The organism is Streptomyces sp. GMY02, from assembly GCF_019056675.1.
Taxonomy (GTDB): domain Bacteria; phylum Actinomycetota; class Actinomycetes; order Streptomycetales; family Streptomycetaceae; genus Streptomyces; species Streptomyces odonnellii.
On record NZ_CP077658.1, the window covers coordinates 4,966,843 to 4,983,166 of the forward strand.

Sequence of the window (16,324 nt, forward strand, 5' to 3'; positions counted from 1 at the left end):
CAGAAGTTCAACTGGCCCGAAGTCTGTCGTCGTGTCCGGTTCACCAACGGGGGAGACATTTTGTTTCCCAATACATGCACCCATGTGCGTAAAAGGAACGTAAATTGATGACATCAAGACCCTCCGCACAGGCCCTCGGTCCTGTGCGACGCCGTGTGGCCACCGGGGCCGCAGCGGCGCTCCTGAGCTTCTCCGTCGCCCTCGGCGGCGGCCTGGCGTCCCCTGCCGCGGCTGCCGACCCCGCCGCGCTGACCGGCATCATCCTCGGTGTGGGCGCCAACGAGTCCCAGCGCACGGTGACGTGGTACTCCTCCGCCGACACGGCGCAGGTGCTCCAGGTCGCCCCGACCGCCGAGCTGGTCAACGGCGAGTTCCCGGCCGGTGCCGCGACCTTCGACGCCACGGGCGGCGCGAACATCGCCACCAGCGGCGGCTTCAACCGTCACGCCACGATCACCGGCCTGAAGGAGGACACGCAGTACTCGTACCGCGTCGGCTCCGAGGGCAACTGGTCCTCGGCGTACTCCTTCAAGACGCAGGACTTCGAAGGCGACTACGACTTCCTGTTCTACGGCGACCCGCAGATCGGTTCGTCCGGCGATGTCGCGAAGGACCAGGCCGGCTGGCAGGACACCCTGGACGTCTCGCTGGCGGCCAACCCGAACGCCGAACTCCTGGTGTCCGGCGGCGACCAGGTCGAGACGGCCAACACCGAGACCCAGTGGAACGCCTTCCTCGCCCCCGACAAGCTCCGTCAGTACCCGTGGGCGGCCACCATCGGCAACCACGACGTCGGCGGCAAGGCGTACGAGCAGCACCTCTACACCCCGAACACGGACCGCTCGGGCCCGCTGTACTCCAACGGGAACCCGGCGTCCAACACGTCCGGCGGTGACTACTGGTACATCTACAAGGATGTGCTGTTCATCGACCTCAACAGCAACAGCTACGCCACCTCCCAGGGCGGCGGCGGTGACGCGGCGCACATCAAGTACGTGACCGACGTCATCAACCAGCACGGTGCCGAGGCCAAGTGGACGGCGCTCGTCTACCACCACTCGATCTACTCGCCGGCCGACCACGCCAAGGACGGCGACAACAAGGTCCGTCGTGTGGACTTCCCGACGACGTTCTCGAAGCTCGGTGTCGACCTGGTGCTCCAGGGCCACGACCACAGCTACTCGCGCAGCTACGCGATCAAGAACGGCGCGAAGGCGAACCCGGACGAGAAGCCCGGCGACGCCGATGTGTACCCGGGTCCCGGCGGCGTCATCTACGTGACGGCCAACTCCGCCTCGGGCTCGAAGTACTACGACATCACGAAGCCGGACAGCAGCGGTACGAGCGGTGCCGGCAACGGTGCGGACCCGCTGAACCCGAACAGCTACTGGTACAACTCGGTGCAGAACCAGGAGCACGTGCGTACGTACGTCAAGGTCCAGGTCCGCAACGACAAGCTCGTCGTCGAGAACGTACGCAGCGGCACCTGCGCGGCCCCGAACGCGGCCGTCGAGCGTGGCCTCGTGTGCACCAACACCCCCGAGGGCCAGCCGGTCGGCTCGATCGTCGACAAGGTCACGGTGCACCCGTACAACGGTGACAACCAGGCCCTCGCGGTCAACGTGCCGAACGTCGCCCCGGGCGAGTTCGGCTGGACGATCGACGGCTACAACGGCCTGGTGGACCTCGGCACCGCCGAGGAGCGCAACGGTGACCACTTCGAGGCGGACGGCAAGATCAACCCGCTGCTCGTCTCGGACAGCCGCCGCTCGCTCGCCCCGTGGTCGATCTCGGCCAACGTGAGCGACTTCAAGGACGCCGACAAGACGTTCTCGGGCTCCTACCTCGGCTGGACGCCGCGCGTGCTGGTGAACGGCGCGGGCTCCAAGGCCGGCGAGCCGGTCGCCTCCGGCTACGACGACCAGGGTCAGGGTCTGTCCGTCTCGCGCGGCCTCGGTTCGGCCGAGCAGGGCCACGCCCGGGGTACGGCCAAGCTGGGCGCCGACCTGGGTCTGAAGATCCCGGACAGCGTTCAGAAGGGTGGCTACCGCGCCACTCTGACGATCACTGCGCTCAGCAGCTGATCACATCCGTTCCACGGCGGGGCAGGCGCCTTCGGGCGGCCTGCCCCGCCTCCCGTCCAGGAGAAGCTTGAGATGTACGCGTCCGTACCGCCCCGGAAGTCCGCACCGCGCCGGCAGTCCACACAGCTCCGGAAGTCGGCACCGCGCCGGAAGACCGCCGTCGCGGGCCTCGTCCGTACCGCCGCCCTGGCCCTGCTCATGGTGGTCGCGGTCGCCGGTCTGTCCGCGGGTCCCGCCGCGGCGGCCGAAGGCGATGTCACCTGGACGGTCAGGACGGCCCCGAACAGCTACGGCGACGACCGGTCCAGCTACAGCTACACCGTCAACCCCGGCGGACAGCTCAAGGACGCCATGGTCGTGGCCAACCGCAGCAAGACCCCGCTCGAACTCGCCGTCTACGCCGCCGACGGGTACACGACCGACACCGGCCAGCTCGACCTGCTCACCCAGGACAAGAAGTCCGTCGGCATCGGCGCCTGGGTCCACGCCGGCCGCAGCAGCGTCGTGATCCAGCCCGGCAAGTCCGCCGAGATCCCCTTCACGGTCGGCGTGCCGGACAACGCACCGCCCGGCGACTACGTCGGCGGCATCCTCACCTCGCTGAAGCAGTCCGACGACGCCGAGGGCATCAATGTGGACCGGCGCCTCGGCATCAAGGTCAAGCTGCGGGTCAGCGGGGCGCTCAAGCCGAACCTCGCGGTCGAGGACCTGCATGTGGAGTACGACGGGTCGGCCAGCCCGTTCGCCACCGGCGACGCCACCGTCACGTACACGATCCACAACACCGGCAACGCGATCCTGTCGACCCGTCAGGCGGTCTCGGTCTCGGGCCCGTTCGGCTGGCTGCGGACGGACGCGGGCCGGATCGCCGCGCCGCCGGAGCTGCTCCCGGGCGAGGACTGGAAGGTGAAGGTCCCGGTCCACGGCGTGCGGCCCGCGGTCAGCCTGGCCGCCACGGTGACCCTCACCCCGCTCCTCACCGACGCCTCGGGCACCACCACCGCCCTCAAGCCCGTCGAGTCCACCACCCACGGCTGGGCGGTCCCCTGGACGCTGCTGGCGCTGGTGCTCGTCCTGATCGCGGCGGGAGTCGGCACGTTCCTCCTGATCCGCCGCAACCGGGCCCGCCGCAAACTGGCGGAGGAGGCCCGCGTACGGACCGCGGTGGAACAGGCGCTGCGCGACAAGGAGACGCAGCAGAGCTGAGGCTGAGAGCCGACGGCCGACGGCCGACGCGTGCGGGGCACGCGCCGGCCCGCTCCGGTCGGTGGTCGGTCCCGGTCAGTGGCCGGCACCGGTCGGGGTCGCTCCGGTCGGTGGGCGCCCCGGTCAGTGGTCGCCGAGGAAGATCGGGTTCGTGAAGGCCGCCAGGGGGCCCGGGAGGCCGGGGATCACGGGGGTGTGACGGACCTCCGCCCGTACGTACGTCGCGTACGACGGGGTCGTCCGCCAGTCGATGGTGGCCGTGCCCGAGGCCGGGACCGGGGCCGTGTGGAGAGTGCCCTGGTCGGTGATGAAGTGGGCCGTGCAGCCGGGGGCGCCGGTCACCAGCAGACGGACCGTCACCGGGGTGTCCGCCGGGACGCGGAGGCGGTCGCCGATGTCCGCGTGCCGGCCGCGGCCGCCCGTCGCGGTGAAGGCGACGGAGATCTCCGAGGACTCGGCGACATAGCTGTGGCCCGCGCGGATGCCGGCCAGGATCGCGTCCCGGGTCAGGTCCTCGGCCAGGACCACCGTCTGCGGGGTGCCGATGGGGTCGGGGTCGCGGTGGGCGTCGCTGTTGCCCATCGCCGGGGTCCACGGGCGGCCCGAACGGGCCGCGGAGACCAGGGTGTTGTCCCAGTCGGCCAGTGAGACCTCGTCGTCCACGGTGTACGGGCCGTTCCACACCTCGACCGCGTCGGCGTCGGCGAAGCCGAACTTCCAGTTGCAGCCGATGCAGGTGGCGTGCGGATGGGCCGGTACGACCAGACCCCGAGCACGGTGCACCTCGCGGGCGTAGTGGCCGAACCGGTTGTCCCGCGCGCGGTAGCGCCAGTCCACGAAGGTGCCCGGGTCCGTACCGATCGCCAGGACGTGCCCGTTGCGGGTGGTGACTTCCTCGCCCGTGAGGATCAGCAGGTCGTCGCCCCACAGCCCGGCCCAGGCGCTGTGCCCGGAGTAGGTGTTGTGCTCACTCGTATTGATGAAATCGAGGCCCGCGGCGCGTGCGAGCGCCGCGATCTCCGCCGGAGTGCGCCTGCCGTCGGAGTGCACGGAGTGCAGATGGCAGTCGCCGCGGTACCACGCCCGGCCGCGCCCCTTGGCGCGCTCCGGCGGGTGGACCGGGCGCGGCGTGGTGCCGGGGGCGCCGAACCTCAGCGTGATGGTCACCTCGTACGCGAGGCCCTGCGGGGCGACGGTGTATGGGCCGAGCGCGATGTGCCAGGTGCCGGGGCGGACCGGGCCCGGGATGTAGCCGGGGGTCGCCTCGTCGGCGCGCAGGAAGAACTCCGTACGGGCGCCGCCCGACCAGCCGCGGAAGCCGCGCCCGCCGAGGGCCGTGCCGCGTTCGTCGAAGACGCCGATGTCGAGGGCGTTGCCCTGGGTGCCGGCCGGCACCGGGGGCCGCTCGTAGCTGTACGAGACATGGATCTCGCGGACGCCGCGCGGCACTTCGACGGGCAGATAGACGAAGTCCGGGGAGCCGGCCGGCAGGGTGCCGGTCACGGTCCTGGTCAGTCCGTCACTGTCGCCGGCCTGGGCGGGTGCCGCGTTCGCGAAGCTCACGGTACTCAACGTAAGCGCGGCGGCGGCTCCCGTCATCAGGAGCCTGCGCCTGTCGGGACCGCCGAGCCCGTGGTCCCCGTCTTCGAGGAGGCCGCTGAAGTCGGCGAGCCCGTGCGGTCCGTGCGGTCCGCGCCGTCCGTGGAGGTCGTGGACTTCGCGGCGGGCCGCGTGGTCGTCTGCGTGGTCCTTGCGCATACCGGCGGCTCCCAGGGTGCCGAGGGGGACACGGGTGGTCACACAACACGTGCATTCAAACCCTCGTACGGAGCCATGAACCCGGCAGCAAGGAAAGGGGTTTGACAGGTGGCGGAAACGCGGCGGGGACGTTGCGCCCGTGCGCGCCGCGGTGCCCACGGGGCGGTTACGGTGGCCCCTGCGTCCCCCACGGGCCCCTGCGTCCCCCACGGCACAACCGCCGCACGGTCCCCGTACAGCCCCTTCCACATCTCCTCCGTAGAAAGGCCACCCATGCGGATCGCGACCATGATCTTCCTCACCGACGAGACGATCACGCCCGTACGGCTCGCACAGGAGCTGGAACAGCGGGGGTTCGCCGGTCTGTATCTCCCCGAGCACACCCATATCCCGGTCGAGCGGACCAGCCCGTACCCGGCCGGCGGCGACCTGCCGCGCGAGTACACCCGTACCTTCGACCCGTTCGTCGCGCTCGCGCAGGCCGCGGCCGTGACGGAGCGGCTGGGGCTCGGCACCGGCATCACCCTGGTCGTACAGCACGATCCGATCGACCTCGCCAAGCAGATCGCGACCCTGGACCATCTCTCCGGCGGGCGCTTCACGCTCGGCGTGGGCTTCGGCTGGAACAAGGAGGAGGCCGCGGACCACGGCGTCGAATGGACCTCGCGCCGTGAGCTGACCCGCGACCGGATCGGGCTGATGCGCGCGCTGTGGGCGGCGGAACCGACGGCGTACGAAGGGGAGTTCGGGTCCGTACGGGCGAGCCACGCGTATCCGAAGCCGGTACAGGGCGCCGCACCCCGTACCCTGATCGGCGGCGCGGCCGGCCCGAAGCTCTTCGCGCAGATCGCCCAGTACGCCGACGGCTGGCTGCCGATCGGCGGCGCGGGCCTCGCGGAGACGGTGCCGGTACTCCGCACGGTCTGGGAAAAGGCGGGCCGGGACCCGGAGAGCCTCCAGATCGTGCCGTACTCGGTACGCCCGACCCCGGGGAAGATGGCGTACTACGAGGAGTTGGGCATCGAGGAGGTCGTCCTCCAACTCCCCCCGGCGGACGAGCCGGAGGTCCTGCGAGCGCTGGACGAGTACGCGCAGTATCTCTGACGGGCGGGACGGAGGCGGGCGCCGTGGGCCGTGGGCCCGCCTCGGGGACCGTGGCGCTGTACCCCGGCGCCGAAGCCGGGATCAGCCCGGAGTCTCGAAGACTTCGATCCGGCACCGCCCGGCGCCGCTGCGCTCGATCCTGGCGTCGCTTGTGATCAACGGAACTCCCAGAGTCTCGGCGAGGGCGACGTATTGGGCGTCATATGCAGACTGATTCGCCGACAGTTTTTTGACTCGCTCCCAGAGGATCAAGGTTTCGTGCCGGTCGATCGGCAGATCCCGGAAAGTCGCCATGGCCTTGCGGAGCGGTCTTTCGCCGAGCTTGGGCTCCCCTCCACGCCGACCGCGGGCCAGGCCGAGCAGGGTGGACATGACTTCGTAGTCGATCAGGTGGGGCGCGGCGAGCCGGTCCTCCCCGGCGACGCGTTTGCGCACGTGATGCCCGGTGGGACCGTCGTCGGTCAGGAAGAAGACGAGCGCGGAACAGTCAATAACGATCACCGGGCGATCACCGGGCCGCTCTTGCGTCGTCAATCGCGGCCCGTACGTCCGTGACGGTCAGCGTCGTACTCGCCTCTGCTTCGGCGCGTGCGGAGACTTCGGCGAGCGTGGGAGTGGTGGCCGCGCCGACGAGAAGGTCCAGCGTGTAGGCCTGGAGGGATTTTCCGGCTTCGGTGGCACGGGCTTTCAGTATGGCGAGGGCGCTTTCCGGAACGTCCCGGATGGTAAGAGCAGTCATGACTGCAACGTAGCATCCCTGCATGCAAAATGCATGCGGTGGTGCTCGGGCCTGACCTGGGCAACCGACGCGGACGCTGCTCCCGAGCGTGCCCGTGAGCTGTGTCTCCGGTTCGGGGCGCGCCCTCGTGAGACCGGGGCTCGAACGTATCCTCAAAGGATGACGACGCGCGCGCCGCAGGATCCTGGGAGCGGACAGCCCATCGGGCGATCCGCCGAAGACGCCACCCGCCAGCACGACGACGCACGCCCCGCCCCACGCCCCACCGCCAACGCCATGCGCCGGGCGCTCAAGCGGGCGCGGGACGGGGTCGCGCTCGACGCCGGCGAGGCCGCCGTGCTGCTTCAGGCGCGGGGGGACGATCTCACCGATCTCGCCGCCTCCGCGGCGCGCGTGCGGGACGCGGGGCTCGTGGCGGCCGGGCGGCCCGGGGTCATCACGTACTCCCGCAAGGTCTTCATCCCGCTGACCCGGCTGTGCCGCGACAAGTGCCACTACTGCACCTTCGTGACCGTGCCCGGCAAGCTGCGCCGGGCCGGCCACGGCATGTTCCTGTCGCCGGACGAGGTGCTGGAGATCGCCCGCAGGGGGGCCGAACTGGGCTGCAAGGAAGCCCTGTTCACACTCGGCGACAAGCCCGAGGACCGCTGGCCCGAGGCCCGCGAGTGGCTGGCGGCCGAAGGGTACGACGACACCCTCGCGTACGTCAGGGCCATGGCGATCCGGGTGCTGGAGGAGACCGGCCTGCTGCCGCACCTCAACCCCGGCGTGCTCTCCTGGACCGACTTTCAGCGGCTCAAGCCGGTCGCGCCCAGCATGGGCATGATGCTGGAGACCACCGCGACCCGCCTCTGGTCCGAGCCCGGCGGCCCGCACCACGGCTCGCCGGACAAGGAGCCCGCCGTACGGCTGCGGGTGCTGGAGGACGCGGGCCGCTCCAACGTCCCGTTCACCAGCGGGATCCTGATCGGGATCGGGGAGTCGTACGAGGAGCGCGCCGACTCCCTCTTCGAACTCCGGCGCGTCCAGCGGGCCTACCACGGCATCCAGGAAGTCATCGTGCAGAACTTCCGCGCCAAGCCGGACACGGCGATGCGCGGGATGCCCGACGCCGAACTGGAGGAGCTGGCCGCGGCCATCGCCGTGGCCCGCCACATCCTCGGCCCCTCCGCGCGGATCCAGGCGCCGCCCAATCTCGTGGACGCCGAATACGCGCTGCTGATCGGCGCGGGCATCGACGACTGGGGCGGGGTCTCACCGCTGACCCCCGACCATGTCAACCCCGAACGCCCCTGGCCGCACATCGACGAACTCGCCGCGAAGACCGCGGAGTCCGGCTTCGAGCTGCGCGAACGGCTCACGATCTACCCGGAGTTCGTCCGGCGCGGCGAGCCCTGGCTCGACCCCCGGCTGCTGCCGCACGTACGGGCGCTGGCGGACCCGGAGACCGGCCTCGCCCGCGAGGTGAACCCGGCCGGGCTGCCCTGGCAGGAGCCGGACGAGGGGTTCACCACCTCCGGCCGGACCGATCTGCACCGCACCATCGACACCGAGGGCCGCACCACCGACCGCCGCGACGACTTCGACGAGGTGTACGGCGATTGGGAGGCGCTGCGGGAGGCGGCGGCGCCGGGCATGGTGCCGTCCCGTATCGACACGGACGTACGGACGGCCCTCGCACGGGCCGCCGACGACCCGGCGAAGCTCACCGACGCCGAGGCGCTCGCGCTGCTCCACGCGGAGGGGCCCGCGCTGGACGCGCTGACCCGGATCGCGGACGAGCTGCGCCGCGACGTGGCCGGCGACGACGTCACGTACATCGTCACGCGCAACATCAACTTCACCAATGTCTGCTACACCGGCTGCCGCTTCTGCGCCTTCGCCCAGCGCCGTACGGACGCCGACGCGTACACCCTCTCCATCGACCAGGTCGCCGACCGGGCGCAGCAGGCGTGGGAGGTGGGCGCGGTCGAGGTCTGCATGCAGGGCGGTATCCACCCGGACCTGCCCGGTACGGCGTACTTCGACATCGCCCGCGCCGTGAAGAAGCGCGTCCCGGGCATGCACATCCACGCCTTCTCCCCGATGGAGATCGTCAACGGCGCCTCGCGCACCGGTCTGTCGGTCCGCGAGTGGCTGACGGCCGCCAAGGAGGCGGGGCTCGACTCGATCCCGGGCACCGCCGCGGAGATCCTCGACGACGAGGTCCGCTGGATCCTCACCAAGGGCAAGCTCCCGGCCACGACCTGGATCGAGGTCGTCAAGACGGCCCATGAGCTGGGGATCCGCTCCAGCTCCACGATGATGTACGGGCATGTCGACCAGCCCCGCCACTGGCTCGGCCACTTCCGTACGCTGGCCCGGATCCAGCAGGAGACGGGCGGCTTCACCGAGTTCGTCACGCTCCCCTTCATCCACACCAACGCCCCGGTCTATCTGGCCGGTATCGCCCGCCCGGGGCCGACGGACCGCGACAACCGCGCGGTGACGGCCATGGCGCGCCTCCTCCTCCACCCCCACATCACCAATATCCAGACGAGCTGGGTGAAACTGGGCGCGGAAGGCGCGGCGGAAATGCTCCGCTCCGGCGCCAACGACCTGGGCGGCACCCTGATGGAGGAGACCATCTCCCGTATGGCGGGCTCCGGTTACGGCTCGTACCGCTCGGTCAAGGACCTGGTGGCCATCGCCGAAGCGGCGGGCCGCCCGGCGAAGCCGCGTACGACGCTGTACGGCGAGGTCCCGGAGGAGCGCGTCAGAGCGGCGACGGCCTCGGACGGCCATCTGCCGGAACTGCTGCCGCTGCTCGGCGCGGGGGAGTGAGGTCCGGCGTGGGTGGCGCGGCGCGGCCGTCCATGCAGGAGCGGATCCGGCGTCGGCGGCGGGGCGGGTTCGTCGGGCGGCGGGAGGAACTGGGGCTGTTCCGGGGGAACTTCGACATTCCGCCGGACGACGACCGGCACCGGTTCGTGTTCCATGTCCGGGGGAACGCCGGGGTCGGCAAGACCTCGCTGATGCGGGAGCTGGAGGAGGCCGCGCGGGAGCGGGGGGCGCTGACCGCGTATACCGATGAGGCCGTGGCCGGGGTGCCGGAGGTGATGGCCGCGGTCAGCGAGCAGTTCGGGCGGCAGGGCCGGCCGCTGAAGGCGCTGGACCGGGCGCTCGCGACGTACCGGCAGCGGCAGTTCGAGGCGGAGTCGGCCGCGGTGCAGGCGGGACTGTCGGCCGGACCGCAGGTAGGACTGTCGGCCGGGCCGTCGGTTGGACTCCAGGCCGGAGCACAGCCGGGACCGTCGGCCGGCCTCCAGGCCGGGGCGGGGGCTGGGGCGGACGGGCCGTCGGCCGGTTCGCGGGCCCTCGCCACGGCCGGTCTCGCCGGGCTCGGGATGGTGCCGGGTATCGGCGCGTTCGCCGCGATGGCCGATCCGGGGCAAGTGGCGGAGGGAGCCGACCGGTTACGGGCGGCGCTCAGCGCTCGGCTGCGCAGCCAGGAGGACGTACGGCTGGTGCTGTCGCCGCTCCAGGTACTCACGCCCGTACTGGTTTCGGAGATACGGCGAGCGGGCGCCGAAGTGCCCTGGATCGCGCTCTTCTTCGACACGTACGAACGCACCGCGCCGTTTCTCGACGAGTGGCTGCGCGATCTGATCACCACCGAGCGGTACGGCGCGCTGCCCGACCATGTCGTCATCACCCTCGCCGGACAGCGCGGGCTGGACCCCGGCCACTGGGGCGACTACGCGGACGTGGTCACGGATCTGCCTCTCGGACCCTTCACCGAGAGCGAGGCGCGACGGCTGCTCGCCGACAAGGGCGTCGTCGACGAGCCGGTCGTACGGGAAGTGCTCCGGCTCTCGGGGCGGCTGCCGGTGCTGGTCTCCACCCTCGCCGCCGGCCGGCCCGACGGCCCCGGCGATCTGGACGATCCCAGCGCGACGGCCGTGGAGCGCTTCCTCAAATGGGAGCGCGACCCGGCGCGCCGGGCGGTGGCGCTCGCGTGCGCACTGCCGCGCGGGCTGAACGAGGACATCCTGCGGTGGGCGGTCGGCGGGCGTTCGGCGGGTGTGGGGGCGGGTTCGGATTCGGGCGCGGGTGTGGACACGGGAGCCGGTTCGGGCGCGGGTGCGAGTTCGGGGGCGGATACGGAGGGGACTGCCGGGAGGAGCGACGGGCAGGGGACCACCGGGACCGCTGGGCTCGCCGGGGCTGCCGGGTTCGCCGGGACCGTCGGGCTCGCCGCGATCGTCGGCGAGGAGGAGGCGGCCGGGCTCTTCGGCTGGCTGTGCACCCTGCCGTTCGTCAGCGGTCGGTCCGGCGGCCGGGCGCGGTACCACGATGTCGTACGCGACCCGATGCTGCGGCTGCAACGGACCGCCTCCCCGCGCAGGTGGACGGAGGCCCACACCCGGCTGGCCGAGGCGTTCGCGCGCGAACGCGCGGCGGCCGAGGACGGACTGGAGCCGCACCTGGGCATCGGCGCCGACCAGCGCTGGGCCGAGGAGAGCTGGCGCGGGCCGCGCCTTGAGGAGTCGTACCACCTGCTCTGCGCCCGGCCGCGCGCCGCCCTGCCCGCTGTGCTGCGCGACGGCATCGCGGCCTGCCGGCTGGGCCCGGTGGCGGCACGCCGCTGGGCGCGGACGCTCGCGGACGCGGGCCGGGACAGCGGTTCCGAACAGCTCGGCGCCTGGGGCGCGGAGTGCCTCGGGGCGCTCGGGGACGAACGGCGGTACGCCATAGACGTACTTGGGCTGCTGCTCGTCCGCCCCGAACTGACCGAGGCCGACCGGACCGCCGCGTACACCGCGCGTGGCTGGAACCACTTCCGGGCCGACGCGCACGAGGAGGCCCTCGCCGACTACGGCCGGGCGGTCGCGCTCGACCCCGCGCATGTGCCCGCGTACCACGGCCGCGCGCTCACACTCCGGGCGCTGGACGACTTCACCGGGGCGCTGGCCGATCTGGACCGCGCGGAGGAGCTGGCGCCCGGGACGGCGTGGGTGCCGCGCGAGCGCGGGGAGACGTACCGCAGGGCGGGCCGGTACGAAGAGGCCGTCGCCGAACTGGACCGCGCTCACGCCCGCGATCCACACGACCCGGTGATCCTGGGCAGCCGGGGACAGGTCAAGTTCCAGCAGGGCGAGGAGCGGGAGGCCCTCCAGGACCTGGACCGGGCCATCGAGCTGTGGAGCGACTACACCTGGGCGCTGCGCCGACGGGCACATGTCCGCGGCCGGCTGGGCGACACCGCCGGAGCGCTGGCCGATCTGGGCAGGGCCGAGCGGCTGGACCCGGAACTGGCGCAGGTGCCGGGGCAGCGGGGGGAGGTGTACCGGTGGGCGGGCCGGTACGAGGAGGCGGTGACCGAGTTCACCCGTGCCCTGGCCCTCGACCCGTCGTACACCTGGGCCCTGGGCAGCCGCGCCATGGCACTGAAGTCCCTGGGCAGAACCCCGGAGGCCCTGGCCGACCTGAACCGCGCACTGGAACTGAGACCGGCCTACGACTGGGCACGCGCCAGGAGGGACGAACTGCTGGCGGAGCAGGACGCGAGCGCCGGGCCCGATGACGACCCGGGCGCCACCGCCCCCGGTCGTGCCGACGCGTAGCCACACCGGCGCCGGACCGCAACCGGCACCGCCTCCCCGGAAAGGCCCCGACCGGAAGACTGCCCTCCGGCAGGGTCATGAGCGACCACGCCCGCTGGGCCGTACCAGCGGCACCGAAAGCGACGCCCAGACCACTTTCCCCGGCCCAACCCGCCCGGCCACGCCCCACGCGTCCGCCAGCGCGCCGACCAGCAGCAGCCCCCGCCCGTCCGGCGCGTCCGTATCCGGCGTTCGCGGCTGCGGCCGGTCCGGCGAACCGTCGTGCACCTCGATGCGGAGAGCGCCCGAGCTGCGGAAGTAGCTGACTCCGCACCTTGCCCGCCTGGTCGGGCACGACAGCCCACTTCTTCACCTGCGCCGACGCGGTGACGGAGGCATGTTCGGCCGATTCGCCGATCATGCGGAGGAGTTGTGGGTCAACGGCGTGCCCGCCATGTAGTTTGCCGGCACGTCAAAGATGACAAAGCGTCTCGCAGTGCCGGGTTGAGGTGCGGAACGCCTAGATGTCGTGTGGCCGGATGGCGCCGTTCGGCGGGTGTCCCGTCCGTGACGTGAAGAACCCGGGCAGCGGTCGGCGGCCGGGCCGGGGTACGTAGCCGTATCAGGTCCGCCTCGTCGGGACGGCCCGGCGGAGAAACGGTCGGACAGGGCGACCACCCGAGGCGGCTGGCCGGGCGGGCGGAGGTGGCGGGCCGGGGCCGGCGGGCGAGGTGGCGGGCCGGGGTCGGGGCCGCGGGTTCATACCGGCCATGATCCTTCGTACACCCTCAACTCCCTGTTCCCGTTCCACTACAGTGCTGCGCATCTGCGGAGTCGCTGCGAGGCTCATGGGGAGGGAGGGCTCGTGAGCACACCGTCCGGGGCCGTCTGGGGCCGTGCCGAGCAACAGGACTTCCGCAGCAGAGTCCGGGGCTGTCTGCTGGGCGGGGCCATCGGGGACGCGCTCGGGGCGGGGGTCTCGGGGCTCAGCCTGGAGGAGATCAGGGCCGCGCACGGCCCGGAGGCCGTCACCGACTTCGTTCCCGCGTACGGCCGTCGCGGCGCCGTTTCCTCCGCCACACAGCTCACCCTCTTCACCGTCGACGGCCTGATCCGCGCCCAGGTCCGCAGGGACACCGGCGCCTGGCATCCGCCGACCGATGTGCACCGGGCCCATCTGCGGTGGGCGGCGACCCAGCGCGACTGGGGGCCCGATCTGCGCCGCAAGGACAACGGCTGGCTCGCTCAGGAGGAGTGGCTGTACGCGCGCCGCGACCCGGCCCGGTCGTGTCTCATGGGCTTCGGCGACGACATCATGGGCACGCTCGACAAGCCCAAGAACCCCACCGCGCGGGACGCGGGCGCGGTCGTGCGGTCCGCGCCGTTCGGGCTGCTGGTCGGCTGGGAGCCGCAGCTCGTCTGCCAGCTCGCCGTGGAGTGTGCCGCTCAGACGCACGGGCACCCGAGTGCGTATCTCGCGGCGGGCGCCTACGCGGTGATCGTGCACGCGCTGGCCCGCGCGGAGAGTCTCGACGCGGGCGTACAGCGCGCTCTCGCCCTGCTCGCCGCGCGCCCCGGGCACCAGCCCGTGACGGAGGCACTTCAACAGGCGCTCGGCGCGGTACGGCAGGGGATCCCGGGCCCCGGGCGGATCGCCGCGCTCGGCGGCGAGGGCCACGCGGCCGAGGAGGCGCTGGCCGTCTCCGTCTACTGCGCGCTGGTGAGCGAGGACATCCGTCACGGCCTGCGGCTCGCCGTCAATCACGACGGTCCCTCGGGCACCACCGCCGCTCTCTGCGGTGCCCTGCTCGGCGCGCACCACGGCGAGACGGCGCTGCCGCCGGCCTGGCTGGCCGAAGTGGAGGGCCGGCCCACGCTCCTCGAAATCGCCGACGACTTCGCGATGGAGATGACCCAGGGGCCCGCACTGCACAGCCCGGCGGTCGCGGCCTCGGGCTGGCTGACCCGCTACCCGCGCGGTTGACGGATCCGGGCGCGCACACCTGCCCGCCCGCCATCGGCCGCAGTTCCGCGTTCCGCTCCGGTCCCGTGCCCGGAGAGCGACGCGGCGCGGACGAGTCACGAGGCCGCACGCGGTGCGCCGGCCAGGCGGTCCCGGCCAGGCGGTCCCGGGCAGGTGATCCCGGGCAGGTGGTCCCGGCCAGGCGGTGCCGGACCGCGCGGCCGGACTCGGCTGTCCTCGGTGGGTGCGGGTGCCTGTTCACGGTGGATGCGGCTGCCCGCGCTGAGTACGGCCCCATGGCGGCCCACCCGCAGGCCAGTGCAGGCTGGCGGGATGACGCACACCGACGACCGGGCGACCGCGCAGGCCTGGGCCGCCCTTGGCGGTCCCGCCGGACTGCTGGAGAGGGTGTCGTACGAGGGGGCGAGCGGCGTGTTGCCCGCACGTCTGCCGGTACGGGAGCTGGCGCGGGCCACCGTGGGCGTGTGCTCGCTGGCGGCCGCGGAACTGCTGGCGGTCCGGGGCACCGGACCCGTACCGGCGGTCCGGGTGCACGAGGGCGCGGTGGCCACGGCGTTCGTCAGCGAGCGGCATCTGCGTGTCGACGGCCGGACGCCGGTGTCCTTCGCACCACTGTCCGGCTTCTGGCGTGCGGCGGACGGCTGGGTACGGACCCATGCCAACTACCCGCACCACCGTGCCCGGTTGCTGGACGCGCTCGGCATCCCCGACACCGGCGACGACCGGGCGTCGGCCGAGCTGTTGTCGGACGAGCTGGCCACCCGCTCGGCACAGTCCGTACAGGAGACCGTCTACGCGGCGGGCGGCCTGGCCGTGGCCGTGACCCCGCCCGGGGCCACCATCCCCCTGGTCGAGACACGGCTCGTCGGGCAGAGAGGGTCACGGGCGCTGCCGACGGGATCACTGCCCGCTTCGCCGCTGCCTGCCAGTGGTGTGAGGGTCCTGGACCTGACCCGGGTCATCGCCGGCCCGGTCGCGACGCGCACACTCGGCCTGCTCGGCGCCGATGTCCTGCGCGTGGACCCGCCCTGGCTTCCGGAGGACGCGGACAGCCACGCCGACACCGGCTTCGGGAAGCGCTCCACGCTGCTGGATCTCTCCGCTCCCGGAGACCGGGGCGTCTTCGAAGATCTCCTGGACTCGGCCGATGTCGTGCTCATGGGCTACCGGCCCGGCGCGCTGGACCGGTACGGACTGGCCCCCGACGCGCTGCTGGAGCGGCGGCCCGGTCTGATCGTCGGCCAACTGTGCGCCTGGGGTTGGTCGGGACCGTGGGCTTCACGGCGCGGCTTCGACAGCCTCGTCCAGGCCGGGAGCGGTATCGCCGTGGCCGAGGCTTCCGCCGACGGCACCCCGGGAGCGCTGCCCGCGCAGGCACTGGATCACGGAACCGGCTACCTCCTCGCGGCCGCCGTCCTGCGCGCGCTGACCGACCGGCAGGCGACCGGCGTCGGGAGGTGTCTACGGCTGTCGCTCGCGGGCACCGCGTCCTGGCTGCTGCATGACATCCTTCCGGCACCGATCGAAGGCGAGGCTTACGCGCCACGGCCCTGGCGGGCCAGGTGCGTGTCGCCCTACGGCGTGCTCGACCACGCGCTTCCCCCGGTGCGCTACGACGGAGCACCCCGGAACTGGGACCGTCCGCCCACCGAGTGGGGCAGCGACCGGCCGGTCTGGACCTGACCGCGTACGGGACAGCGACAGGCCACGTCCGACAGCGGACCACAGCGGTACGGGCACACACCCGGAACCCAGCACCCAACACCCGGCACCGAGCACCCGGCAGCACCCGGCACAGGCGCTGCGCCAACCCGCCGTAGCGCACACAGCCGTACGGGCACACAGCCGTACGGGCGCACAGGCC

General features: G+C 72.3%; 10 protein-coding genes and 1 pseudogene. 8 read left to right on the plus strand and 3 right to left on the minus strand.

Going from position 1 to position 16,324, the window contains the following annotated elements; genetic code table 11:
• The first annotated feature begins 107 nt into the window (after positions 1-107).
• Both KQY30_RS21080 and KQY30_RS21085 read left to right on the plus strand, forming a co-directional pair.
• Positions 108-2,084 carry a metallophosphoesterase family protein gene (locus tag KQY30_RS21080; RefSeq protein WP_217308173.1) on the plus strand — a complete coding sequence of 659 codons (1,977 nt, stop codon included), beginning with the start codon at positions 108-110 and terminating at the stop codon, positions 2,082-2,084.
• Positions 2,085-2,156: 72 nt separating this feature from the next.
• Entirely contained in the window at positions 2,157-3,290 is a 1,134-nt protein-coding gene (locus KQY30_RS21085; protein WP_217308174.1) for a DUF916 domain-containing protein, read from the plus strand.
• A gap of 123 nt (positions 3,291-3,413) precedes the next feature.
• On the opposite strand, the gene KQY30_RS21090 is transcribed toward KQY30_RS21085, so the two are convergent.
• Positions 3,414-4,889 carry a CehA/McbA family metallohydrolase gene (locus KQY30_RS21090; protein WP_254407638.1) on the minus strand — a complete coding sequence of 492 codons (1,476 nt, stop codon included), beginning with the start codon at positions 4,887-4,889 and terminating at the stop codon, positions 3,414-3,416.
• A gap of 432 nt (positions 4,890-5,321) precedes the next feature.
• Between KQY30_RS21090 and KQY30_RS21095 the strand changes: the two genes are divergently transcribed.
• Positions 5,322-6,152, plus strand: a complete 831-nt coding sequence (locus KQY30_RS21095; RefSeq protein WP_217308175.1) for an LLM class F420-dependent oxidoreductase — start codon at positions 5,322-5,324, stop codon at positions 6,150-6,152.
• 81 nt (positions 6,153-6,233) lie between these two features.
• On the opposite strand, the gene KQY30_RS21100 is transcribed toward KQY30_RS21095, so the two are convergent.
• On the minus strand, positions 6,234-6,686 hold the full coding sequence (locus KQY30_RS21100; protein WP_254407253.1) for a type II toxin-antitoxin system VapC family toxin: 453 nt from the start codon (positions 6,684-6,686) through the stop codon (positions 6,234-6,236).
• Positions 6,661-6,891, minus strand: coding sequence for an antitoxin (locus KQY30_RS21105; RefSeq protein ID WP_217308176.1), 231 nt, complete (start codon positions 6,889-6,891; stop codon positions 6,661-6,663). The genes KQY30_RS21100 and KQY30_RS21105 overlap by 26 nt, the downstream gene beginning before the upstream one ends.
• 159 nt (positions 6,892-7,050) lie before the next feature.
• On the opposite strand from KQY30_RS21105, the gene KQY30_RS21110 reads away from it, so the two are divergent.
• The 5 genes and pseudogenes from KQY30_RS21110 (at position 7,051) to KQY30_RS21125 (ending at position 16,143) form a co-directional block, all read left to right on the plus strand.
• On the plus strand, positions 7,051-9,714 hold the full coding sequence (locus tag KQY30_RS21110) for a bifunctional FO biosynthesis protein CofGH (RefSeq protein WP_302185328.1): 2,664 nt from the start codon (positions 7,051-7,053) through the stop codon (positions 9,712-9,714).
• A gap of 8 nt (positions 9,715-9,722) precedes the next feature.
• Entirely contained in the window at positions 9,723-12,497 is a 2,775-nt protein-coding gene (locus KQY30_RS37160) for a tetratricopeptide repeat protein (RefSeq protein WP_217308177.1), read from the plus strand.
• Between the two features lie 301 nt (positions 12,498-12,798).
• A pseudogene (locus tag KQY30_RS36605) lies at positions 12,799-12,936 on the plus strand (XRE family transcriptional regulator); the annotation flags it as partial.
• A 405-nt stretch (positions 12,937-13,341) separates the two neighbouring features.
• Entirely contained in the window at positions 13,342-14,460 is a 1,119-nt protein-coding gene (locus tag KQY30_RS21120) for an ADP-ribosylglycohydrolase family protein (RefSeq protein WP_217308178.1), read from the plus strand.
• A 312-nt stretch (positions 14,461-14,772) separates the two neighbouring features.
• Complete coding sequence (locus tag KQY30_RS21125) at positions 14,773-16,143, plus strand: CoA transferase (RefSeq protein WP_217308179.1); 1,371 nt, start codon at positions 14,773-14,775, stop codon at positions 16,141-16,143.
• Positions 16,144-16,324: the final 181 nt, after the last annotated feature.

Coding starts and splice junctions, on each gene's coding strand:
- KQY30_RS21080 (WP_217308173.1), top strand. CDS start 108: ATGACATCAAGACCCTCCGCACAGGCCCTCGGTCCTGTGCGACGCCGT.
- KQY30_RS21085 (WP_217308174.1), top strand. CDS start 2,157: ATGTACGCGTCCGTACCGCCCCGGAAGTCCGCACCGCGCCGGCAGTCC.
- KQY30_RS21090 (WP_254407638.1), bottom strand. CDS start 4,889: ATGACGGGAGCCGCCGCCGCGCTTACGTTGAGTACCGTGAGCTTCGCG.
- KQY30_RS21095 (WP_217308175.1), top strand. CDS start 5,322: ATGCGGATCGCGACCATGATCTTCCTCACCGACGAGACGATCACGCCC.
- KQY30_RS21105 (WP_217308176.1), bottom strand. CDS start 6,891: ATGACTGCTCTTACCATCCGGGACGTTCCGGAAAGCGCCCTCGCCATA.
- KQY30_RS21110 (WP_302185328.1), top strand. CDS start 7,051: ATGACGACGCGCGCGCCGCAGGATCCTGGGAGCGGACAGCCCATCGGG.
- KQY30_RS21125 (WP_217308179.1), top strand. CDS start 14,773: ATGACGCACACCGACGACCGGGCGACCGCGCAGGCCTGGGCCGCCCTT.